Below are 19,311 nucleotides of genomic sequence, written 5' to 3' on the forward strand. Positions count from 1 at the left end.
ATGCAACGAGCCATCCCGGTTCGCCTGCGTCAAGGTGAAGGGCGCCCAAGGCGGCGCCGGCGATGAGGTTCCGGCAGGGCGCGACCCCTCCGGTGGACGAGAACGAGGTCTGGTCATGGAAACGATGCAGTCGGGCATTGCGGGCGAGAGCGGACGGAACACCCTTCCCGCCCGTGCGGACATCGTGATCGCCGGCGCGGGACTGGCGGGGCTCAGCCTTGCTCTGGCGCTGCGCGAGGGCCTCGGACGCGAGGCCGAGATCGCTGTTCTCGACCCCGGTCTCAACCGCTCCTTCGCGGGAGACATGCGCGCCTCGGCCATTGCAGCGGGTGCCCGGCGCCTGCTCAGCGTCATCGGCGCGTGGCAGCGGGTGGCGGATGCGGCCGAGCCCATCCGCTCCATGGTGGTCACCGACAGCCGCACGCGCGACGTGGCCCGGCCGGTCTTCCTCACCTTCGACGGCGACGTGGAGCCGGGCGAGCCCTTCGCCCATATGATCTCCAACGCCGTGCTCCAGCAGGGCCTCGCCGATCTCGCGCAAGAGGCCGGCATCCATCTGGTGGCGGAGCCGGTGGCGAACTTCGCGACCGACCGCGCCGGTGTTGCCGTTACCACAGCGTCCGGCGCCACCGTCCGCGCCCAGTTGCTGGTCGCCTGCGACGGCGCCAAGTCGCGCCTGCGCTCCATGGCCGGCATCCAGAACGTGGCCTGGACCTATGACCAGTCAGCCATCACCTTCACCATCGAGCATGAGCGCCCGCACGAGGGCCGCGCGGAGGAACATTTCCTGCCGCCGGGACCCTTCGCGGTGCTGCCCATGCGCGGCAACCGGGCGTCGATCGTCTGGACCGAGCGCACGGAAGATGCCAAGCGCATCGCCGCCTTGCCCGACTTCCTGTTCCAGGAAGAGCTGGAGCAGCGCATCGGCCACAGCCTCGGCACCGTGCGGCCCATCTCCAAGCCCGGCGTCTATCCGCTGGGCTTTGCCATGGCGCGCAGCTTCATCGGCGAGCGGCTCGCCTTGGTGGGAGATGCGGCCCATCTCATCCATCCCATCGCCGGCCAGGGGCTGAATATGGGCCTGCGGGACGTGGCGGCCCTCGCCGAAGCCATCACCGATGCCGCGCGCACCGGGCTCGACTTCGCATCCCCCGCCGTGCTGGAGCGCTACCAGCGCTGGCGGCGCTTCGACACCCTCGCCATGGGGGTGGCGACGGACGGGCTCAATCGGCTCTTCTCCAACCGGTCCGACGCGCTGCGCCTGGTGCGCGACATGGGCCTGGGGCTGGTGGACCGGATGCCGCGCCTGAAGGGCCTGTTCATCCGCGATGCGGCGGGGCTCACGGGCTCCGTGCCGAAGCTGCTGCGCGGCGAAGCGCTCTGAGGAGCGCCCTCAGCGCACGCCCATCTCGGCCAGCTTCTTGTAGAGATAGGAGCGGGAGATGCCGAGTTCCTCGGCCACCCGCTTCTTGTTGCCCTTGTGCTTCTGGAGCGCCTCCCGGATCAGCGCCAGCTCCACATTGCCCACGGTCTCGCGGATGGTAGTGGCGCCGGTCGCGGGAGCGGAGAGGGGCGCAGGGTCCATCTCCTCGCCCTCCAGGTGCCGGAAACTTGCGAGCGTCAATTCGGGCCCATCCGCGAAGATCATCGCCCGCTGCACCTCGTGGTGGAGCTGGCGCACATTTCCGGGCCAGGCCAAGCCCTGGAGCATGTCCAACGCCTTAGGGTGCACCCGCCGGACATTGGAGCCGATGCGCTGGCCCACCCGCTGCACGAAGTGCCGCACCAGAAGCGGGATGTCGCCGGCCCGCTCGCGCAGTGGCGGCACCTGCAGCGTCACGCCATTAATGCGGAAATAGAGGTCTGCGCGAAACGCCTCCTCCGCGATCATGCGCCGCAGGTCGCGGTTGGTGGCGCTGATGAGCCGGAAGTTGGTGGTGCGGGAGCGGTTGCTGCCCACCCGCTCGAAGATGCCATTCTCGATCACCCGCAGCAGCTTGACCTGGGTCTCCATGGGCATGTCGCCGATCTCGTCCAGGAACAGGCTGGAGCGGTCGGCCATCTCGAACTTGCCGATGCGCCCCTCGCGCCGCGCGCCGGTGAAGGCGCCGGCCTCATAGCCGAACAGTTCGCTCTCCACGAGCGTGGCGGGCAGCGCGCCGCAATTGACCAGGACCATGGGCCGCTCCACCCGGCGGCTCAGATTATGGATGGCATGGGCCACCAATTCCTTGCCAGAGCCGCTTTCGCCGGAGACGAAGACGGGCACGTCCAGCGGCGCCACCTTGCGGATGTCGTCCTTGAGGCGGCGGATCGCCTCGCTTTCGCCGACGATCTCATCGAGGCCGAAGGCGCGGTGGCGCAGGCCCGCCAGTTCCTTCTTGTAATAATCCACCTCGGCCCGCAGCGAGGAAATCTGCCGGGAGAGTTCATGCACCTCCTCCGGCGCCTTGAACATGACGCGGCCGATGGCGCCCACCAGCTTTCCGTCGCGCAGGATGGGGACGCGGTTCACCACCCGGGTAACGTTCTGCATCTCCTGCACCTGCCCGATCTCGGCCGAACCGGTGCGGGCGACCACATGGAGGCGGGTATTCTGGATCACCTCCTGCACCGGCCGGCCCAACGCATCGCCGCGGGCAAAGCCGAAGAAGCGCTCGTGCACGGGGCTGAGATAGCGCAACACCGCGTCCCGATCGACCACCGTGATGCCCTCGAAGGGGTTGGTGAGGAAGTGGTTGAGGATGTCGAAGGCGATGTCCACGGAGAGGACGAAGTCTACCAGGGCCGAGCTTGCGCCTTCCTCATGGACGAGCACGGCGGTGCCGCCCCCTTCGGCGGGCGCCTGGATCACCACATGGGAGGCCCCCGAGAAGGCGAAGGCTGAGACGCGCTTGTCCGGCCCCACCTTCTGAACATGGGCACGCACGGCATCGGCCAGTCCGTTGGCGCGGGCACGGGGAGAGGCGAAGGAAAGGCGACCGGTGTCGTCAAGGAAGACAATATCCAGAGCCGTCGCCATCCCAGGCCTCACATGTTCTGATTGGAGACACCCCTAGCCCGCGAGTGTCCCCACCGCAAACACTATTCCCACCTGCCAGGCCCCATCACTGGACAAAATCCCGCATTTCCAATGGATTGCGCATTCTGGCACAGGGCTTGCGGTATTCGTCGCACCAACGGGTGCCGACGATGAACATTGCCCATGTGCCACATGTCTCCTCTCCCAGCGCGAGCCTTCCCGAGGCGCGCGCGGCGGAGGCGTTCCGCATTCTCGACCATGTGACGGTGGTGGACCTCACCTCCTCCATCGCCGGTCCCTATGCCACCATGCTGCTGTCCGACTTCGGCGCCCGCGTCATCAAGGTGGAGCGCCCGGCGGGGGATGATTCCCGCCAGTGGGGGCCTCCCTTCCTCGACGGGGAATCGCTCTGGTACCTGTCGGTCAATCGCAACAAGAAGAGCGTGGCAGTGGACTACGGCACCGCCGCAGGTCGCGCGGTGCTGGAGGGCCTGCTCGACAAGGCCGACGTCGTCGTCACCAACCTGCTCGGCAAGACCCAGGCGAAGCTCGGCCTGGATGCCACGCGCCTGCGGGAAAACCGACCCGGCCTCATCCATGTCTCGCTCACCGGCTTCGGCCTTGATGGCCCCCATGCCGCCCTGCCCTGCTACGACCTGATCGCGGAAGGCTATAGCGGGGTGATGGATCTCACCGGCCCGCCAGACGCAGAGCCGCAGAAGGTGGGCGCGCCGGCCGCCGACATGCTGGCGGGGGCCGATGCGGCCCTCGCCGTGCTTGCCGCGCTTCACAAGCGCGCTGCTACCGGAAAGGGCTGCGCCCTCGACATCAGCCTGACGCAGAGCATGATCCGCTTCATGTCGCCGCGCATCGTGCCCTATCTCGGCTCGGGCGAATTGCCGCGCCGCACCGGCGGCAAGGACAGCGTCATCGCCATCTACCAGACCTTCGAGACCGCCGACCTGCCCCTCACGCTAGGCCTCGGCAATGACGGCATCTGGAAGCGCTTCTGGGAGGCGGTGGGCGACCCGGCCGGCGCGGAAGGCGCGCATGTGGCCACCAATGCGGACCGCCGCATCCATCGGGATGAAATCGTCGCCCGCATCTCGGCCGTGCTGCGCACCCGGCCGCGGGCGGAATGGCTGGACCTGTTCGCCCGGGCCAAGGTGCCGGCCGGCCCCATTTACCGGCTCGACGAAGTGGTGGAGGACGCCCATTTCCGCGCCCGCTCGGCCTTCTACCGCATCCCCCGCGCGGGAGAGGACCTGCCGCAGGTGGCGTTGGGCATCCATATGGACGGGGAGCCGGCTGGCTGCTTCTCGCCGCCGCCCCGCCTCGGCGAGCACAATGAGGAGGTGCTGCGCACGCTCCTCGGGTATGACGATCAGGCAATCGACGCCCTACGCGCGTCGGGCGCCATCTGAGCGCCGCCCATAACGAACGAACAGAACGCACCGGAAGGAAAGCCCCTCTCATGTCCTACGAGACCATCCTTTATTCCGAAGACGGCCCGGTCGGCACGCTCACCCTGAACCGTCCCCAGGACGGCAACATGTTCAACGCCACCATGTGCCGGGAAGTGCGCGACTGCATCGAGCAGGTGCGCAACGAGACGCGCACCCGCGTCCTGGTGCTCACCGGCGCGGGCGACAAGTTCTTCTGCACCGGCGGCCGCAAGGACGGGCTGGAAAAGACCCAGCTCTATGCCGGCGTGCTGCCGACCCTGGAAATGTACGACGCCATCGAGCGCCTCCAGAAGCCGGTGCTCGCCTCCATCAATGGCTTCGCGGTGGGCGGCGGCAATGTGCTGCAGATGGTCTGCGACCTCGCCATCGCCAAGGAAAGCGCCATCTTCCGGCAGGTGGGACCCATGGTGGGCTCGTTCGATGCCGGCTACGGCACCTGGTTCCTGGAAGACCTAGTCGGCAAGCGGCGCGCCAAGGAGATCTGGTATCTCAACGAGAAGCTGACCGCCCAACAGGCCCTCTCCTACGGCCTCATCAACAAGGTGGTGCCAGACGACAAGCTGGCCGAAGCCACCCGCGAGATGGCGTTGCACTTGGCGGACCGGGGCGCGTTTGCCCTCGCCTCGCTGAAGACCGCCTTCTCGGCCCGCCATTCCGGCGTCGGCGGGCTCGCGCGCATGGCGCACGACCTGCTGCTGCGCGGCTATCTGGACACCGAGGAATCCCACGAGCTGGCGGCCTCCTTCGCCGAGCGCCGCAAGCCGGACGCCTCCAAGTTCGGCAAGTGAGCCGGCCATGACACCCCGCTCTCCCGATGGGAAGGAGCCGCCGCCTATGTCGCGGCTCCTGACCCTGCACGACCCGACTTCCGCGCGCTTCCACTACGCCACCGGCCAGTGGCGCGACGAGACGCTCTATGGCTGCGCGGCCGCTCATGCGACGGCCCGCGGCGATGCCTTCGCCCTGCGGGACGCCACGCGCCGCCTCACCTGGCGGACGCTGGTGGATTGGGCGGATGCCGTGGCGGGCGATCTGGAGGCGACGGGCCTGCGGCCGGGCGACCGAGTGGGCGTCTGGCTGCCCAATCGGGTGGAAGCGACGGTCGCCTTCCTTGCCTGTTCGCGGAACGGCTATGTGTGCACGCCCTCGCTGCACCAGAACCATACGGTGGGCGAGATCGCGACCCTCCTGGAGCGCTGCTCTGCCGCAGCGCTCCTCGCCCAGCCGGGCTATGGGGCCGATGGGGACCGGGCCGACATCTTCGCCGCGGCCCGCGCTCTACCCGCCATGCGGCGCCTCTATGCCCTTGGCGCCGAAGGCACACCCCTGCCCGAGGGAGCGACAGCGCTGCCGGGGCCGGACGGCGCGAAGCCTTTATCCCCGCCGCAGGCCAACCCGGACAAGGTGGTCTATCTCGCCTTCACCTCCGGCACCACCGGCCAGCCCAAGGGCGTGATGCACTCGGACAACACGCTGCTGGCCAATGGCCGGGCGCTGGCGGGCGACTGGGGGCTGGGGCCGGAGGGGATCATCTATTCGCTCAGCCCGCAAAGCCATCACATCGGCACAGTGGCGCTCGAGCAGATGCTGGCCGCCGGCGCGGAATTGGTGGTCAATGACCTGCCCAAGGGCACAAGCGCGCTCGACCGCATCATCGAGACAGCCGCCACCTATGTGATGGGCGTGCCCACCCACGCCATCGACATCCTGGGCGAAGCGCAGCGGCGGGGGCTGACCCGGCTCGGCGCGGTCACCACCTTCTACATGGCGGGCGCCGCCATTCCCATGGAGGTGGCGCGGCGGTTCCTGGCCTTCGGGGTCACGCCGCAGAACATCTACGGCATGACCGAGAACGGCTCGCACCAATATACCCTGCCGGACGATGACGTGGAGACCATGGTGCGCACCTGTGGCAAGGCGTGCGCCGCCTATGAGGTGAAGATCTGGCGCCCCGAGGCGCCGGACGAGGAAGCCGCCCCCGGCGAGGTGGGCGAGATTGGCGGGCGGGGCGCCTGCCTGATGCTCGGCTATTTCGGCAACCAGACCGCCACCGAGAATTCCTTCAACGCCCATGGCTGGTTCATGAGCGGCGATCTGGGGCGGCTCGATGCGCAGGGCAACCTGGAGATCATCGGCCGGCTGAAGGATCTCATCATCCGCGGCGGGCACAACATCTATCCCTCCCAGATCGAGGACCTGGCCATCCGCCATCCCGACGCCTTCAAGGTCGCGGCCTTTCCGGTGCAGGACGACCGGCTGGGGGAGAAGGTGTGCCTCGCCGTCATCGCTCGCGAGAGCCGGCGCGTGGAGGCACAGGACATGCTGGCCCACCTGTTCGCGGCCGGTCTCTCCAAATACGACATGCCCGAATATTACCTGGCCCTCGACGCCTTCCCCATGACCGCCAGCGGCAAGGTGCTCAAGCGCGATTTGGTGGACCTGGTGCGCGCGGGCGCCCTTCAGCCTGAGCCGGTGCGGTTCGTCGCGCCGCCCCTCGCCCGTCCCGCCTGACCGCTCAGCGATCCGGAAGCCTCCCATGCTTGATCTTGTTCGCGACGGTAATGTCGCCGTTCTCACGCTCAATCGCCCGGAGGCGCTGAATGCGCTCTCCTTCGACCTCATCCGCGCCATCGGCGCCGCCTTGGACGAGGCGGGCGGGTGGGACATCCGCGCCCTCATCGTCACCGGCGCGGGTGAGAAAGCATTCTGTGCTGGCGCCGACATCAAGGAATTGATGGGCCGTTCCCTCATGGAGGAGAAGGCGGGGGCGGAGCTGGGCCAGCGCGTCTTCGCCAAGCTCGACACCCTCAAGGTGCCCTCCATCGCCGCCATCAACGGCTATGCCTTTGGCGGCGGGCTGGAGCTGGCCATGGCTTGCACCTTCCGCGTCGCCGGTCCGAAGGCCAAGATGGGGCTTCCCGAGATCAAGCTCGGCCTCATCCCCGGCTATGGCGGCACCCAGCGCCTGCCGCGCCTGGTGGGCGAGGCGCGGGCGCTGGAGCTGATCCTCACCGGGCGTACTCTCGCGGCGCCGGAGGCCCTCGCCATGGGTCTCGTCAACCGCGTAGCCGAGGGCGACCTGCTGGAGGCGGCCAAGGCGCTGGCAGGGGAATTCACCGGCTACGGCCTGCCCGCCCTCGCCCTCGCCCGTTCTGCCGTTCAGCGGGCGCTCACCCTGCCGCTAGCCGAGGGCCTGCGGACGGAGGCGGACCTCTCCACCCTCGCCTATCGCACGCAGGACGCAGCCGAGGGCCTCGCCGCCTTCGTCGAGAAGCGCAAGCCCCATTTCCGGGACCTCTGACATGAGCCGCAACATCTTCCTCACCGGCGCCAGCCGGGGCATCGGCGCGGTGATCGCTCTGGAACTGGCCCGGCGCGGCCACGTGGTGGGCTGCTTTTCCCGCAAGGGCCTGGGGCCAGAAAATCTCCCCGTGCCCGAGGAACTCGCCCAACGTCTCATCCCGCTGAAAGGCGATGTCTCGGACGCGGCCGCCGTCGAGGCCGCCCTGGCGCAGTTTGCGGACCAGGCCGGCGCCATCACCGGCATCGTCAACAATGCCGGCCTGCATGTGGCCCGCCCCTCGGACAGCCAGCCGCTCTCCGAATTCGCCGAGGTAATGGCCACCAATGCCACCGCCACCTTCTCCGTCTGCCAGCAGGCCTATCCGCATCTGGTTGCGGCCGGCGGCGGGCTGATCGTGAACATGGGCTCCTTCTTCGACAAGCTGGGCGTGCGCCACAACGCGGCCTATTGCGCCTCCAAGGCCGCCGTTGCCGCCCTGACGCGCTGCCTCGCGGTGGAATGGGCGGCCAAGGGCATCCGCGTGGTGACGGTCGGCCCCGGCTATATCGAGACCGATCTTAACAAGGACTATCTGGCCTCCGAGAAGGTCCGCGCCTTCCTGGCCGCCCGCATCCCCACCGGCGGGCCGGCCCAAGCGGACGAGGTGGCCCGCCTCATCGCCACCCTGTTCGGCGAAGACCTGCCCTTCCTGACCGGCGAGACCATTTATCTCGATGGCGGTCAGGGCATTGCCCACTGACGGAGGCGTTTCATGACCGTACTTTCCCGCCTCGACGACCAATGGGGCCTGCCCGAGGACGAGGCGCTGCTGCTGGACAGCGTGCGCGCCTTCGCCCGTGACGAGGTGGCACCCCGCGCCGCCCATTATGACGAAACGGGTGAATTCCCGTGGGAGAATGTGAAGGGCATCAATGCTCTCGGCCTCAATGCCATGTTCGTGCCGGAGGCCTATGGCGGGGCAGGCCTGTCCTATCTCGCCTATCTCGCCTGTGTGCGGGAGATTTCCGCCGCCTGCGCTTCCACCGGTATCATCTGGGCCACCAATTTCCACGCCGTGAAGCCGCTGATCGATTTCGGCGCGGAGGAGCAGAAGGCCCGCCTCCTGCCCCGCATCGCGGAGGGCGGTCTTGCCTCCCTCGTCATCACCGAGCCGGACGCGGGCTCGGACGCCACCGTCATGCGCACCCGCTTCACCCCGGAGGGCGACGAGATCGTGGTGGACGGCTCCAAGACGTTCATTACGAACGGCGACGTCGCTGACCTCTACATCGTCTTCGGCAAATGGGCGGGGGTGGACGATCCGAAGGCGGCCATCTCCTGTCTCGTCATTGAGAAGGGCACGCCGGGCCTGTCCGTGTCGCGGCTCGAGGACAAGATGGGCCACCGCGCCTCCTCCACGGCCACCTTGTCCTTCGCCGGATGCCGCGTGCCGAAGGCCAATCTGCTGCGTGGTCCCGGCGAAGGGCTGAAGCTGTTGCTCGCCTCCTTGAACAAGTCCCGGCCGTCGGTGGGCGCCCATGCGCTGGGCATCGCCCATGCCGCCTTCGACGATGCGGTGGCCTATATCAATGGCCGGCGGCAATCCGGCCGAAAGATCGTGGAATTCCAGGGCATCCAGTTCCTGCTGGCCGACCTCGCCGCCGAACTGGCCCTGTGCGACGCCTGGCTCATGCATGTGGGCCGACAGGTGGATGCAGGCGTCACTGACATCGGCATCGAGGCCTCCATCCTGAAAATGCGGGCTTCCGACCTTGCCATGCGCATGGCCACCGAGGCGGTCCAGCTCCATGGCGGCTACGGCTATGTGAAGGACTACCGGGTGGAGCGGCTCATGCGCGACGCCAAGATCACCCAGATCTGGGAAGGCACAAACCAGATCCACCGCCAGCTCATCGGCCGCAGCTTCATCGAGCGCTGAGGACATCCCATGACCGAAAAGATCACCATCGGCGTCGCCGGCGCCGGAACCATGGGCACCGGCATCGCCATCGTGGCGGCGCGCGGCGGCTTCCCCACCCTGCTGTTCGACCTCGATCCCACCCGCGTCGAGGCCGCCCTCGGCCAGATGCGCGCCTTCTTCGGCAAGTCGGTGCAGCGCGGCAAGCTCACCCAGGCCGAGGTGGACGAGATCCTCTCCCGCGTGCGTGGCACCAGCACGGTCAACGAGATGGCGGCCTGCGGGCTGGTCATCGAGGCCATCTTCGAGGAACTGGAAGTCAAGGGGCAGCTCTTCTCGGCGCTCAACGGCGTGTGCCCGGCCGAGACCCTCTTCGCCTCCAACACCTCCACCTTGTCCATCACCGAGATCGCCGCCAAATCCGGCCGGGATGACCGGTTCGTGGGCATGCATTTCTGCTTGCCGGCGCAATTGATGAAGCTGGTGGAGATGTCGCCGGGCCTGAACACCTCGGACGAAAGCTTCGCCCGCGCCTGGGCGCTGTGCGAGGCCATGGGCCAGCGGCCAGTGAAGACGCAGGATGCGCCCGGCTTCATCCTCAATGCCTTCCTGGTGCCCTTCAACAATGACGCCATCCGGCTGGTGGAGCAGGGCGTCGCCGAGCCGGCGGAGATCGACGCCGCCATCAAGGGCGCGCTCGGCTACGCCATGGGGCCGATGGAGCTTCTGGACCTGGTGGGTCTCGATACCCAGGTGCTGCTGTGCGAGGCGCTCCATGACGTCACCCACGAGCCCCGCGCCGCCTGCCCGCCCTTGCTGCGCCGGATGGTCGCCGCCCGGCGGCTCGGCCGCAAAACAAAGCGCGGCTTCCTGGACTACCAGACCTCGGCCATTTTCGGAGCCTGACCCATGTCAAACCCTGTCCCTTCACATCGGGTCATCGCCTCCGGCACCAGCCGCTCCTTTCCCGTCCCCCATCCCTTGATCGAGGCGGCGGGCGAGGCCGGCACCGTGGCCCTTCTCCTCGGTCCCGGCGCCGGGCGCGCCTTCGCCGCATTGGCTGACAAGGAACGCTACACCGCCATCCTGATCGAGCTCGGCACCGAATGCCTCGGCGTGCACACCGGCGAGTGGCGGGGCGAGGAAGGCGCGAACGTGCTGGGCTTTGCCCGCTTCCGGCTGGGCGAGGCGCCGCCCTCAGATCTGGTGGAGATTGTCCGCCAGCCGAAGACCACCCCCGAGGCCGTCGCCGCCGCCCGCGCCCTCTTCACCGCCCATGGCCTGAAGACCGCCGTCTGCGCCGACTTCCCCGGCCGCATCGTCGACCGGCTGGTGCGCCCCTATTACAACGCCGCCCTCGCTAAGCTCGATGCCGGCCTTGCTACCGCCGACGACATGGACCTCACCTTGCGCCTGGGCCTTGGCTATCCCGAAGGCCCCATCGCGCTGCTGGAGCGCACCGGCCTTGCCGCCCATCACGACGTGACCTCGGCGCTCCATGAAGCTCTCGGCGACCCGGCCTATGCCCCGGCCCGCCGGGCACAGGTGGCCAAGGCCCGCCAGTTGAAGGGAGCCTGAGCCATGCGGCCCCTCGATGGCGTCCTGGTGGTGGATTTTTCCACCCTCCTGCCCGGCCCGCTCGCCAGCCTTATCCTGGCCGAGGCCGGGGCCCGCGTGGTGAAGATCGAGCGGCCCGGACGGGGCGACGAGATGCGCGCCTACGCGCCCAAGGTGGGCGAGGACAGCGTGAATTTCGTGCTGCTGAACCGCGGCAAGCAATCCATCGCCCTCGACTTGAAGGCCCCCGATGCGCTGGCGCGCCTCAAGCCCCTCCTCGCCCGCGCCGATGTGGTGCTGGAGCAGTTCCGGCCCGGTGTGATGGACCGCCTCGGCCTTGGCTATGAGGCGCTGCGGCGGATCAATCCGAAGCTGGTCTATTGCTCCATCACCGGCTGGGGCCAGACCGGGCCGAAGGCCCACGTGGCGTCCCATGACCTCAATTACATGGCCGAGACCGGCGTGCTCGGCCTCTCCGCTGGCGCGGACGGCGCCCCGGTCCTGCCGCCGGTTCTGGCGGCGGACGTGGCGGGCGGGACCATGCCGGCGGTGCTGAACATCCTCCTGGCTCTGCGCCAGCGCGACCAGACGGGGCTTGGCTGCCACCTGGACATCGCCATGGGGGACAACCTGTTCACCTTCCTTTATTGGGGCCTCGGCAACGGCTTTTCCGGCGCTGGCTGGCCGCAGCCCGGCAACGAGCTGGTGACGGGCGGTTCGCCGCGCTACCGCATCTATGCCACCAAGGACGGGCGCTATGTGGCTGCCGCGCCCCTGGAAGACAAGTTCTGGGAGACTTTCACCCGCATCATCGACCTGCCGGAACCGTTGCGCGCGGCTGACGCGTCGGCGGATGCGGCGATCGCTGGCATCTCGGAGCGCATCGCCAGCCGCACCGCGGCGGAATGGCAGGCGGCGTTTGAGGGGCAGGACGTATGCTGCTCCATCGTCGCCTCGCTGGAGGAGGCGGTGAACGACCCCCATGTGACCGCCCGCCGCGTCTTCACCCATATGCTGAAGACTGAGACTGGCGAGCTCCCTGCCCTCCCCGTGCCCGTGGTGCCCGCCTTCCGGGCCGAGCCCGGCCGCGCCCGTTCGCCGAAGCTGGGCGAAACCACCGACCCCTATCTGGCCATTTGAGGACGCCCCAATGCGCAGCTATCGCGTCTGGGAGCACGGCGCTCCCTCATCCATGCGGATCGACACCCTGCCCGATCTGATGCCGGGCCCCGGCGAGATGGTGGTGGATGTGAAGGCCGCCGGCATCAATTTTCCCGACACGCTGGTGGTGTCCGGCAAATACCAGATCCTGCCGGCCCGCCCCTTCGCGCCGGGCAAGGATCTGGCCGGCATCGTCTGCGCGGTAGGGCCCGGTGTCACAGATTTCGCGCCGGGTGACCGGATCATGGGTCAGGTGGAACATGGCGCCTTCGCGGAGCAGGCGCTCGTGTCCCCCTCCCAGGCCTTCCGGCTGCCCGATGGCATGGAGTTCGCCGAGGCCGCGGCCATGGGCCTCGTCTACCAGACCGCCCATTTCGCGCTGGTAGAGCGCGGCCAGTACAAGCGGGGAGAGACCGTCCTGGTGGGCGGCGCGGCCGGCGGCGTCGGGCTTGCGGCGGTGCAGATCGCCAAGGGGCTGGGAGCGCGGGTGCTGGCCGGGGTGCGCTCGGAGGCGGAAGCCGAAGTGGTGCGGGAGGCCGGCGCGGACGCGGTGATCGATCTTTCGGCACCCGACCTGCGCGACAGCCTGCGCGCGCAGGTGGTTGCCGCCACCGACGGCCACGGCGCCGACGTGGTGCTGGACCCGCTGGGCGATGCCTTCTTCGCCGCCGCCGTGCGGGCCATGGCCTGGTGCGGGCGGCTCGTGGTGATCGGCTTTGCCGCTGGAGAAATCCCCAGCATCAAGGTCAACTATCTGCTGGTGAAGAACATTTCCATCTCCGGCCTGCAATGGAGCGACTATCGCGACCGGACGCCCGAAAAGGTGCGCGCCGTTCAGGTGGAGCTGTTCGACCTCTGGCGGGCCGGGGTTCTGAAGCCGCGCATCATGCGCCGCTTCCCCTTCGCCGAACTGCCTGACGCCCTCGACCTCGTTTCGCAAGGCAAGGTGCAGGGCAAGGCCGTGGTGCTGATGGACGCGTGAGACGTCAGGCGCGCGGCCGCCACACCGCCGTGCGCTTGATTTCCATGTCTTCCAGTTCCCGCGTCACCGGCACCGAGTAGACATCCAATTGCTCCAACCGGTCTTTGGGCAAATAGGAGCGGCCGGGATCGCCGATGAGGACGATGGCACCGCGCGCCGAAAGGGCAAGGAGCCAGTCGAACACCCGCGCGGCAAGGTCACGTTCGTAGCAGATGTCGCCGGCCAGCACCGTCTGCCAGCCGTCGTCGGTGCCGATGAGGTCCACTTGCCGGCCCTCCAGCGCCACCCCATTGGCGGCGCCATTGAGGGAGATGGCGGCAAGGGCGAAGGGATCGATGTCCGCGCAGGTCACGGCGCGTGCCCCCGCCTTGGCGGCGGCAATGCCCACGAGGCCCGAGCCGGAGGCGAAATCCAGCACGCTGCGCCCCTCGACCAGATCGGGATGATCCAGCACATGGCGCGCCAGCGCCTGCCCGCCCGCCCAGGCAAAGGCCCAGAACGGCGGCGGCAGGCCCATTTTGCCCAGTTCCTCCTCGGTGCGATGCCACAGCGGCACCGCCTCGTCGGCCACATACAGGCTGATCTCGGGAACGAGCGGCACGGGCCGCAGGCGCGTCTCGGCGGCCACAAAGGCCTGCGGATCAAGGGCCGGCGTCACGGGGGTCGGCATTTCGCACCTCATCTGGCCCGCGGGCATGCTGCCGCCCGGCTGACGCCTCACAGGCGGCTTTTACTTCATTCATGAGCCAGTCAAAGCCCGGATCCCGCAGCGGCGGCGCGCGACGCACGGCCACCACCGGAAAGGCGGGCACGTCAACGGGAACCGGCCACACGTCAAGACCGTAGGTTTCCGCCAGACGCTCGGCGAGCCGCCGGGAGACGGTGGCGATGGCATCGCTGCCGGCCACCGCGTCGAAAACCCCAAGAAACAGGGGAAGCGAACCCGTCACCCGCCGTCGCAGCCCCTGCGCCTGGAGCACCTCGTCCACAGGGCCGGTGACGCGGCCGAGGAAAGACACCAGCAGATGGTCCAGCGACAGGAAGGTGGCGAGATCGAGCCCCTTCCTTAAGGCGGGATGGCCGCGCCGGGCGATCACGACGAAGCCCTCCTCGAACAGGAGCGTGCTGGCCACACCCCGCGGCAGCGTGTGGAATCGCCCGATCGCCACATCCACATCGCCCCGGCGCACGGCCTCGCACGCCGCTTGCCCCACCAGGAAGGAAAACGAGAACCGCGCGTGGGGCGCGGCGGCCTGGAACCGGCGCGTCAACGGCGCCGCAAGCAGCGTGGAAATCAGATCGGCGGCAGCGATCTGGAAATGCCGTCGCGACACGAACGGATCGAAGGCGCCGCCCGCCGGTGCCAGCGTCTGGGAGAGGGCGAGGATGTCCTCCACCACCGGCACCAGTTGGAGCGCACGTGCCGTTGGAACAAGGCCATTGGGACGGCGCACGAACAGCACATCCCCCAATGCCGCCCGCAGCCGGCGCAGCCCGTGGCTCACGGCGGACTGGCTCAACCCAAGGCGTTCAGCGGCAGCCGTCGCCTGGCCGGTGGCCGCCAGTTCCCGGAACACCAGCAGCAGTCCTCCGTCCAGACGACGGATATGATTGATGTCGATATCCATTCTTCACCAAATTCACTGGCGCTCATAACCTACGCGCCGCCATCCTGAGCGCGAAAGGAGTTCGCGCATGCAGATCGCAATTATTGGCGCCGGTCATGTGGGCGGCGCACTCGGTAAGGGGTGGGCCCGGGCGGGCCACGCCATCCGCTATGGCGTTCGCGATCCCGCCTCCGCCGTGATGGCGGCAGAAGCGGCGGGGAAGGCCTTTGTGGGCGACGTCGCCGCCGCCCTCCGAGGCGCGGATGTCATCGTCCTAGCCGTCCATTGGCAGGACGTGCCAGCCGCGCTCGAGGCATGCGGCGATCTGTCGGGCCGCATCCTCATTGATGCCACCAATCCTCTGGCCTTCGGCCCGCAGGGCATCTCCCTTGCCCTTGGCTTCGATCGCTCCGGTGGCGAAGAGGTTGCGGCGCAGTGCCCCGGCGCGCTGGTGTTCAAGACCCTCAATCAGGTGGGGTTCGCCGTGATGGCGGATGCCTCGGGCTTCGCCGTGCCGCCCGTCATGTTCATTGCCGGCCCCGAGGGCGCCGCCCTCGAACTGGTGGCGCAATTGGTTGAAGATCTTGGATTTGCCGCCAAGCCGGTGGGTGACCTGGCGCTCGCCCGTCTCCTGGAGCCCTATGCCATGCTCTGGATTCACACCGCCCTGTCCGGCCGTATGCCGCAGGACAGCGCCTTCGCCTTACTTCACCGTGCGGGAGGCGCACCATGATCGTCGAATATGTGCGCTATCGGCTGACGCAGCATAGCCCCGAGGTTCTTCTGGGCGCTTATGCCGAGGCGGCGGCTCACCTGCGGGCGGCGCCCGAGTGCCTGGGCTATGAGATGGCACGATGCGCGGAGGAGGCGGAGGTCTTCACCCTGAGGATCCTCTGGCGCTCCGCGGAAGATCACCTCACGGGCTTCCGACAGGGACCCCATTTCCCGCCTTTCCTTGCCCTGGTGCGCCCCTTTCTCGAGGAGATCGAGGAAATGCGCCACTACATCCGCACAGACCTCGTCTTTGACCGATGAGGCCATGAGCGCCGCGCCGCAACCCGCGGCGTCGGTCCCCGGTCCCCGGCCTGTCGGACGGGGCCGGGGACTCGCGGCGACCTAGCCTTGCGGAGCCGTCCCGGACAGGCTCAACACCATGTCCCATTCCGCGTCGGTCACCGGCTGCACGGACAGGCGGGAATACTTCATGAGCGCCATCTCCTGAAGGCGCGGATCGGCCTTGATGGTGGCGAGGCTGACGGGGGACTTCAGGGGCCGCACCGCCTTCAAGTCCACCATCACGAACTTGCCGGTGGGGTCGGTGGGATCGGGATAGGCCTCGCGGATCACCTCGACGATGCCGACGATCTCCTTGCCCTCGTTGGAATGATAGAAGAAGCCCTGGTCGCCCACCTTCATGGCCAGGAGGTTGAGCTTGGCGGAATGGTTCCGCACGCCGTCCCAGTTGGTGCCCTTGGCGCCGGCGGCCACCTGATTGTCCCAGGACCATTTGAAGGGTTCGGACTTGTAGAGCCAGTGGGCCATGGGAACCCTCCTCGTGCGCGCCGGGTCAAGCCCTGGCTTTAGCGAGAGCGGCCGCGCCTTGGCAAGGGCAGGCGACCACCTGCCCTCACGTGCATTTCTGAAATGTCATCCATGGCGAGGGACAGGGCGGCGGTTTGCCTTTATTCAAACGGTTAGGGCGATGGTTCGTCGCCCCTCTCTGCTTGGAGGGAGGCGCACGGCTCGCCGGTCGGCAGGCCGCCCGCCTGCCCGCCCACCCCGTTCGGGAGGACAAGAATGGTCTATGAAATCGCGCAGATTGAAGTGAAGGAAGGCCACGAGGCGGACTTTGAAGCGGGCGCGCGGCTCGCCGTGCCCCTGTTCCAGCGCGCCAAGGGCTGCCGGTCCATGCGCATCGACCGCTCGGTGGAAAAGCCCCAGCACTACACCCTGGTGGTGGAGTGGGAGACCATCGAGAATCACATGGTGGACTTCCGCGAATCAGCCGACTTCCAGGAATGGCGCAAGCTGGTGGGTCCCCATTTCGCGGTCCCGCCCCAGGTGGAGCACATGCACACGGTGCTGACCGGCTTCTGAGCCTCCCAGCGCATCGGCCCTGGCCGGTGCGCCTAAATCTCTTCCGAGCGCTGTGGGCGGGCCATCAGGTCTTCGATGGCAGCGGCAATGGTCAGATGGCCGGACAGCACCTTGTCCACCGCATGGGCGATGGGCATCTCGAGCCCATGGGCCTGGGCCAGTTCCACCAGGACTTGCGCGGTGAAGGCGCCTTCCGCCAGCTTGCCCTCCGGCGCCCGCCCCTCGCCCAGAGCCAGGCCATAGGCGAAGTTGCGCGATTGCGGGCCGGACGCGGTGAGGATCAGGTCGCCGAGGCCGGACAGGCCCGTCAGTGTCTCCGCCCGCGCGCCGAAGGCCCGGCCGAAGCGGGCCAGCTCCGCAAAGCCGCGGGCGGTCAAGGCTGCCGCCGCGCTCGCGCCCAGCCGGCGACCGGCCACGATGCCGGCCGCAATGGCCAGAACATTCTTGGCCGCGCCGCCAATCTCCGCGCCGCGCATATCGGTGGAATGATAGAGCCGGAAGGTGGAAGAGCCGAAGGCAGCGGCCAGCGCTTCCGCCAACGCCTCGTCCTGTGCCGCCAGAGTGACGGCGGTGGGCAGGCCGCGCGCCACGTCGGAGGCAAAGCTTGGCCCGGACAGGACCGCCGCCCGTGCGGACGGTGCCGCTTCCCCGATCACCTGCGTGACAAAAGCCCGCGTGCCGCGCTCGATACCCTTGGCGCAGGACACCATGGGGACGCCAGGTGCCAGAAGGGGCGCGATGGTTTCAAGAACCTGACGGCAGGCCTGCGTTGGTACCACCAGCAGGATCGCCTGCGTCTGCGCGACCGCCTCAAGGTCAGCCGTCGCTGCCACCCCGGGTTCGAGCGGGATGCCCGGCAGGCCCTTGCGATTCTCCCTCAGGGCGGACAGTTCCGCCGCCTGGGCGGGATTGCGGGTCCACAGCACCACCTGCCGGCCGGCGCGGGCGATCACATTGGCGAGCGCGGTGCCCCACGAGCCGGCGCCGAGCACGCCGATGCGCTGAAAGGCCGTCATGTGCTCACGCCTTCGCCGCCACAGCGCCGGGATCCAGCGGCCATCGGGCCCGGGGGCTGGTGGACAAGGAATCGGTCAATCCCCGGGAGAGCCGTTCGGCCCCCGCCCAGGCGATCATGGCGCCATTGTCGGTGCACAGCACGGGCGGCGGCACGGCAAGGCGAGTGCCCATCTCGATGGCGACGCGCTGAAGGGCGTCGCGAATGGCCCCGTTGGCGCCCACGCCGCCGGCCACCACCAATGCGGTGGGCGGGCTGCCCATGAGATCGCGAAACAGGCGCAGGCCCGCGCGGACCCGATCGTCGATCACATCCACCACGGCGGCCTGGAAGGAGGCGCACAGGTCGGCCACATCCTGGTCGGAGAGCGGCGCGAGGCGATCCGCCTCCAGTCGCACCGCCGTCTTCAGGCCGGAAAGGGAGAAGTCCGGTTCCCGGCGGCCAAGCATGGGACGGGGGAAGACGAAGCGGTTGGGGTCTCCCTCCCGCGCCTGCCGCTCCACCTCCGGGCCGCCCGGATACGGCAGGCTGAGCATCTTTGCGACCTTGTCGAACGCCTCCCCAACCGCATCGTCCAGGGTGGTGCCGAGGCGGCGATAGCGGCCCACATCCTCCACCGCCAGCAATTGCGTATGGCCGCCCGAGACCAGGAGCAGCAGATAGGGAAAGGCTACGCCATCGGTGAGGCGGGCGGTCAGCGCATGGGCTTCCAGATGATTGACCGCCACCAGCGGGCGGCGCGCGGCCAGCGCAATGGCCTTGGCCGTGGTGAGCCCCACGATGACCCCGCCGATGAGACCGGGACCCGCCGCGGCGGAGACGGCCGCAAGATCCGCGAAGCCGATGCGTGCTTCGCGCATGGCCTCGGCAATGACCTTGTCGAGCACTTCCACATGTGCGCGGGCAGCGATCTCGGGCACCACGCCGCCATAGGGAGAGTGAGCCTCGATCTGGCTGCGGATGACATTGGAAAGGATGTGCCCTGCGCCCGAAGGCGCACGTGCCACCACGGCCGCCGAGGTTTCGTCGCAAGTGGTCTCGATCCCGAGCACCAAAAGATCCGCCACTTCATCCCTCCCGACCGGGCGTGCCCGGCTATTGCCCGCATGCGGCTTCAGAACCCGCCGTCGCCGACGCGCACAACACCCTTCCGACGGCCTGCGCCGGAACGCCGCTCCATCCCCCCGCGATTCCGGCTATCAT

Annotated in this window: 20 protein-coding genes; 14 read left to right on the forward strand and 6 right to left on the reverse strand. The window is 68.3% G+C overall.

The window, feature by feature from the left end:
* Positions 1 to 115: 115 nt before the first annotated feature.
* The gene (locus tag ACT54L_RS02685; protein WP_476083988.1) at positions 116 to 1,384 is read left to right on the forward strand and encodes a ubiquinone biosynthesis hydroxylase; all 1,269 of its coding nucleotides are present in this window, start codon (positions 116 to 118) and stop codon (positions 1,382 to 1,384) included.
* Between the two features lie 9 nt (positions 1,385 to 1,393).
* Here ACT54L_RS02685 and ACT54L_RS02690 read toward each other — a convergent pair whose 3' ends face one another.
* A complete protein-coding gene (locus tag ACT54L_RS02690; protein ID WP_476083989.1) occupies positions 1,394 to 3,022 on the reverse strand; it encodes a sigma-54 interaction domain-containing protein in 1,629 nt (542 codons plus the stop codon).
* A gap of 170 nt (positions 3,023 to 3,192) precedes the next feature.
* Between ACT54L_RS02690 and ACT54L_RS02695 the strand changes: the two genes are divergently transcribed.
* From ACT54L_RS02695 to ACT54L_RS02740, 10 genes are read left to right on the forward strand one after another with little or no spacing between them, the layout of a single operon-like run.
* Positions 3,193 to 4,446, forward strand: a complete 1,254-nt coding sequence (locus ACT54L_RS02695) for a CaiB/BaiF CoA transferase family protein (protein WP_476083990.1) — start codon at positions 3,193 to 3,195, stop codon at positions 4,444 to 4,446.
* 50 nt (positions 4,447 to 4,496) lie between these two features.
* Positions 4,497 to 5,276, forward strand: a complete 780-nt coding sequence (locus ACT54L_RS02700) for an enoyl-CoA hydratase-related protein (RefSeq protein WP_476083991.1) — start codon at positions 4,497 to 4,499, stop codon at positions 5,274 to 5,276.
* Between the two features lie 46 nt (positions 5,277 to 5,322).
* Positions 5,323 to 6,999 (forward strand): class I adenylate-forming enzyme family protein, encoded by a 1,677-nt coding sequence (locus ACT54L_RS02705; protein WP_476083992.1) that lies wholly within the window; start codon positions 5,323 to 5,325, stop codon positions 6,997 to 6,999.
* Between the two features lie 25 nt (positions 7,000 to 7,024).
* Complete coding sequence (locus tag ACT54L_RS02710) at positions 7,025 to 7,789, forward strand: enoyl-CoA hydratase/isomerase family protein (protein WP_476083993.1); 765 nt, start codon at positions 7,025 to 7,027, stop codon at positions 7,787 to 7,789.
* A 1-nt stretch (position 7,790) separates the two neighbouring features.
* Positions 7,791 to 8,531 (forward strand): SDR family NAD(P)-dependent oxidoreductase, encoded by a 741-nt coding sequence (locus tag ACT54L_RS02715; RefSeq protein WP_476083994.1) that lies wholly within the window; start codon positions 7,791 to 7,793, stop codon positions 8,529 to 8,531.
* A gap of 12 nt (positions 8,532 to 8,543) precedes the next feature.
* Entirely contained in the window at positions 8,544 to 9,710 is a 1,167-nt protein-coding gene (locus ACT54L_RS02720) for an acyl-CoA dehydrogenase family protein (protein WP_476083995.1), read from the forward strand.
* Positions 9,711 to 9,719: 9 nt separating this feature from the next.
* The gene (locus ACT54L_RS02725) at positions 9,720 to 10,595 is read left to right on the forward strand and encodes a 3-hydroxyacyl-CoA dehydrogenase family protein (protein WP_476083996.1); all 876 of its coding nucleotides are present in this window, start codon (positions 9,720 to 9,722) and stop codon (positions 10,593 to 10,595) included.
* A 3-nt stretch (positions 10,596 to 10,598) separates the two neighbouring features.
* Positions 10,599 to 11,267, forward strand: coding sequence for a 3-hydroxyacyl-CoA dehydrogenase family protein (locus ACT54L_RS02730; protein ID WP_476083997.1), 669 nt, complete (start codon positions 10,599 to 10,601; stop codon positions 11,265 to 11,267).
* Positions 11,268 to 11,270: 3 nt separating this feature from the next.
* Positions 11,271 to 12,386, forward strand: coding sequence for a CaiB/BaiF CoA transferase family protein (locus ACT54L_RS02735; RefSeq protein WP_476083998.1), 1,116 nt, complete (start codon positions 11,271 to 11,273; stop codon positions 12,384 to 12,386).
* 10 nt (positions 12,387 to 12,396) lie between these two features.
* Complete coding sequence (locus tag ACT54L_RS02740) at positions 12,397 to 13,389, forward strand: NADPH:quinone oxidoreductase family protein (RefSeq protein ID WP_476083999.1); 993 nt, start codon at positions 12,397 to 12,399, stop codon at positions 13,387 to 13,389.
* Between the two features lie 4 nt (positions 13,390 to 13,393).
* Here the strand turns inward: ACT54L_RS02740 and ACT54L_RS02745 are convergent, their stop codons facing one another.
* Positions 13,394 to 14,059, reverse strand: coding sequence for a class I SAM-dependent methyltransferase (locus ACT54L_RS02745; protein WP_476084000.1), 666 nt, complete (start codon positions 14,057 to 14,059; stop codon positions 13,394 to 13,396).
* Positions 14,031 to 15,017 (reverse strand): LysR family transcriptional regulator, encoded by a 987-nt coding sequence (locus ACT54L_RS02750; protein WP_476084001.1) that lies wholly within the window; start codon positions 15,015 to 15,017, stop codon positions 14,031 to 14,033. Before ACT54L_RS02750 ends, ACT54L_RS02745 begins: the two co-directional genes overlap by 29 nt.
* 67 nt (positions 15,018 to 15,084) lie before the next feature.
* On the opposite strand from ACT54L_RS02750, the gene ACT54L_RS02755 reads away from it, so the two are divergent.
* Positions 15,085 to 15,729, forward strand: a complete 645-nt coding sequence (locus ACT54L_RS02755) for an NADPH-dependent F420 reductase (RefSeq protein ID WP_476084002.1) — start codon at positions 15,085 to 15,087, stop codon at positions 15,727 to 15,729.
* The gene (locus ACT54L_RS02760) at positions 15,726 to 16,031 is read left to right on the forward strand and encodes a putative quinol monooxygenase (RefSeq protein ID WP_476084003.1); all 306 of its coding nucleotides are present in this window, start codon (positions 15,726 to 15,728) and stop codon (positions 16,029 to 16,031) included. Before ACT54L_RS02755 ends, ACT54L_RS02760 begins: the two co-directional genes overlap by 4 nt.
* Positions 16,032 to 16,112: 81 nt before the next feature.
* Here the strand turns inward: ACT54L_RS02760 and ACT54L_RS02765 are convergent, their stop codons facing one another.
* Positions 16,113 to 16,538 carry an EVE domain-containing protein gene (locus tag ACT54L_RS02765; RefSeq protein ID WP_476084004.1) on the reverse strand — a complete coding sequence of 142 codons (426 nt, stop codon included), beginning with the start codon at positions 16,536 to 16,538 and terminating at the stop codon, positions 16,113 to 16,115.
* Positions 16,539 to 16,793: 255 nt separating this feature from the next.
* On the opposite strand from ACT54L_RS02765, the gene ACT54L_RS02770 reads away from it, so the two are divergent.
* The gene (locus ACT54L_RS02770; protein ID WP_476084005.1) at positions 16,794 to 17,093 is read left to right on the forward strand and encodes an antibiotic biosynthesis monooxygenase family protein; all 300 of its coding nucleotides are present in this window, start codon (positions 16,794 to 16,796) and stop codon (positions 17,091 to 17,093) included.
* 32 nt (positions 17,094 to 17,125) lie between these two features.
* On the opposite strand, the gene ACT54L_RS02775 is transcribed toward ACT54L_RS02770, so the two are convergent.
* Complete coding sequence (locus ACT54L_RS02775; protein WP_476084006.1) at positions 17,126 to 18,109, reverse strand: NAD(P)H-dependent glycerol-3-phosphate dehydrogenase; 984 nt, start codon at positions 18,107 to 18,109, stop codon at positions 17,126 to 17,128.
* 4 nt (positions 18,110 to 18,113) lie between these two features.
* Positions 18,114 to 19,175: a tRNA (adenosine(37)-N6)-threonylcarbamoyltransferase complex transferase subunit TsaD gene (gene tsaD, locus ACT54L_RS02780; protein ID WP_476084007.1), complete on the reverse strand. Its 1,062-nt coding sequence runs from the start codon at positions 19,173 to 19,175 to the stop codon at positions 18,114 to 18,116.
* Positions 19,176 to 19,311: the final 136 nt, after the last annotated feature.

The sequence above is a fragment of the Aquabacter sp. DMC10 genome (assembly GCF_056314145.1).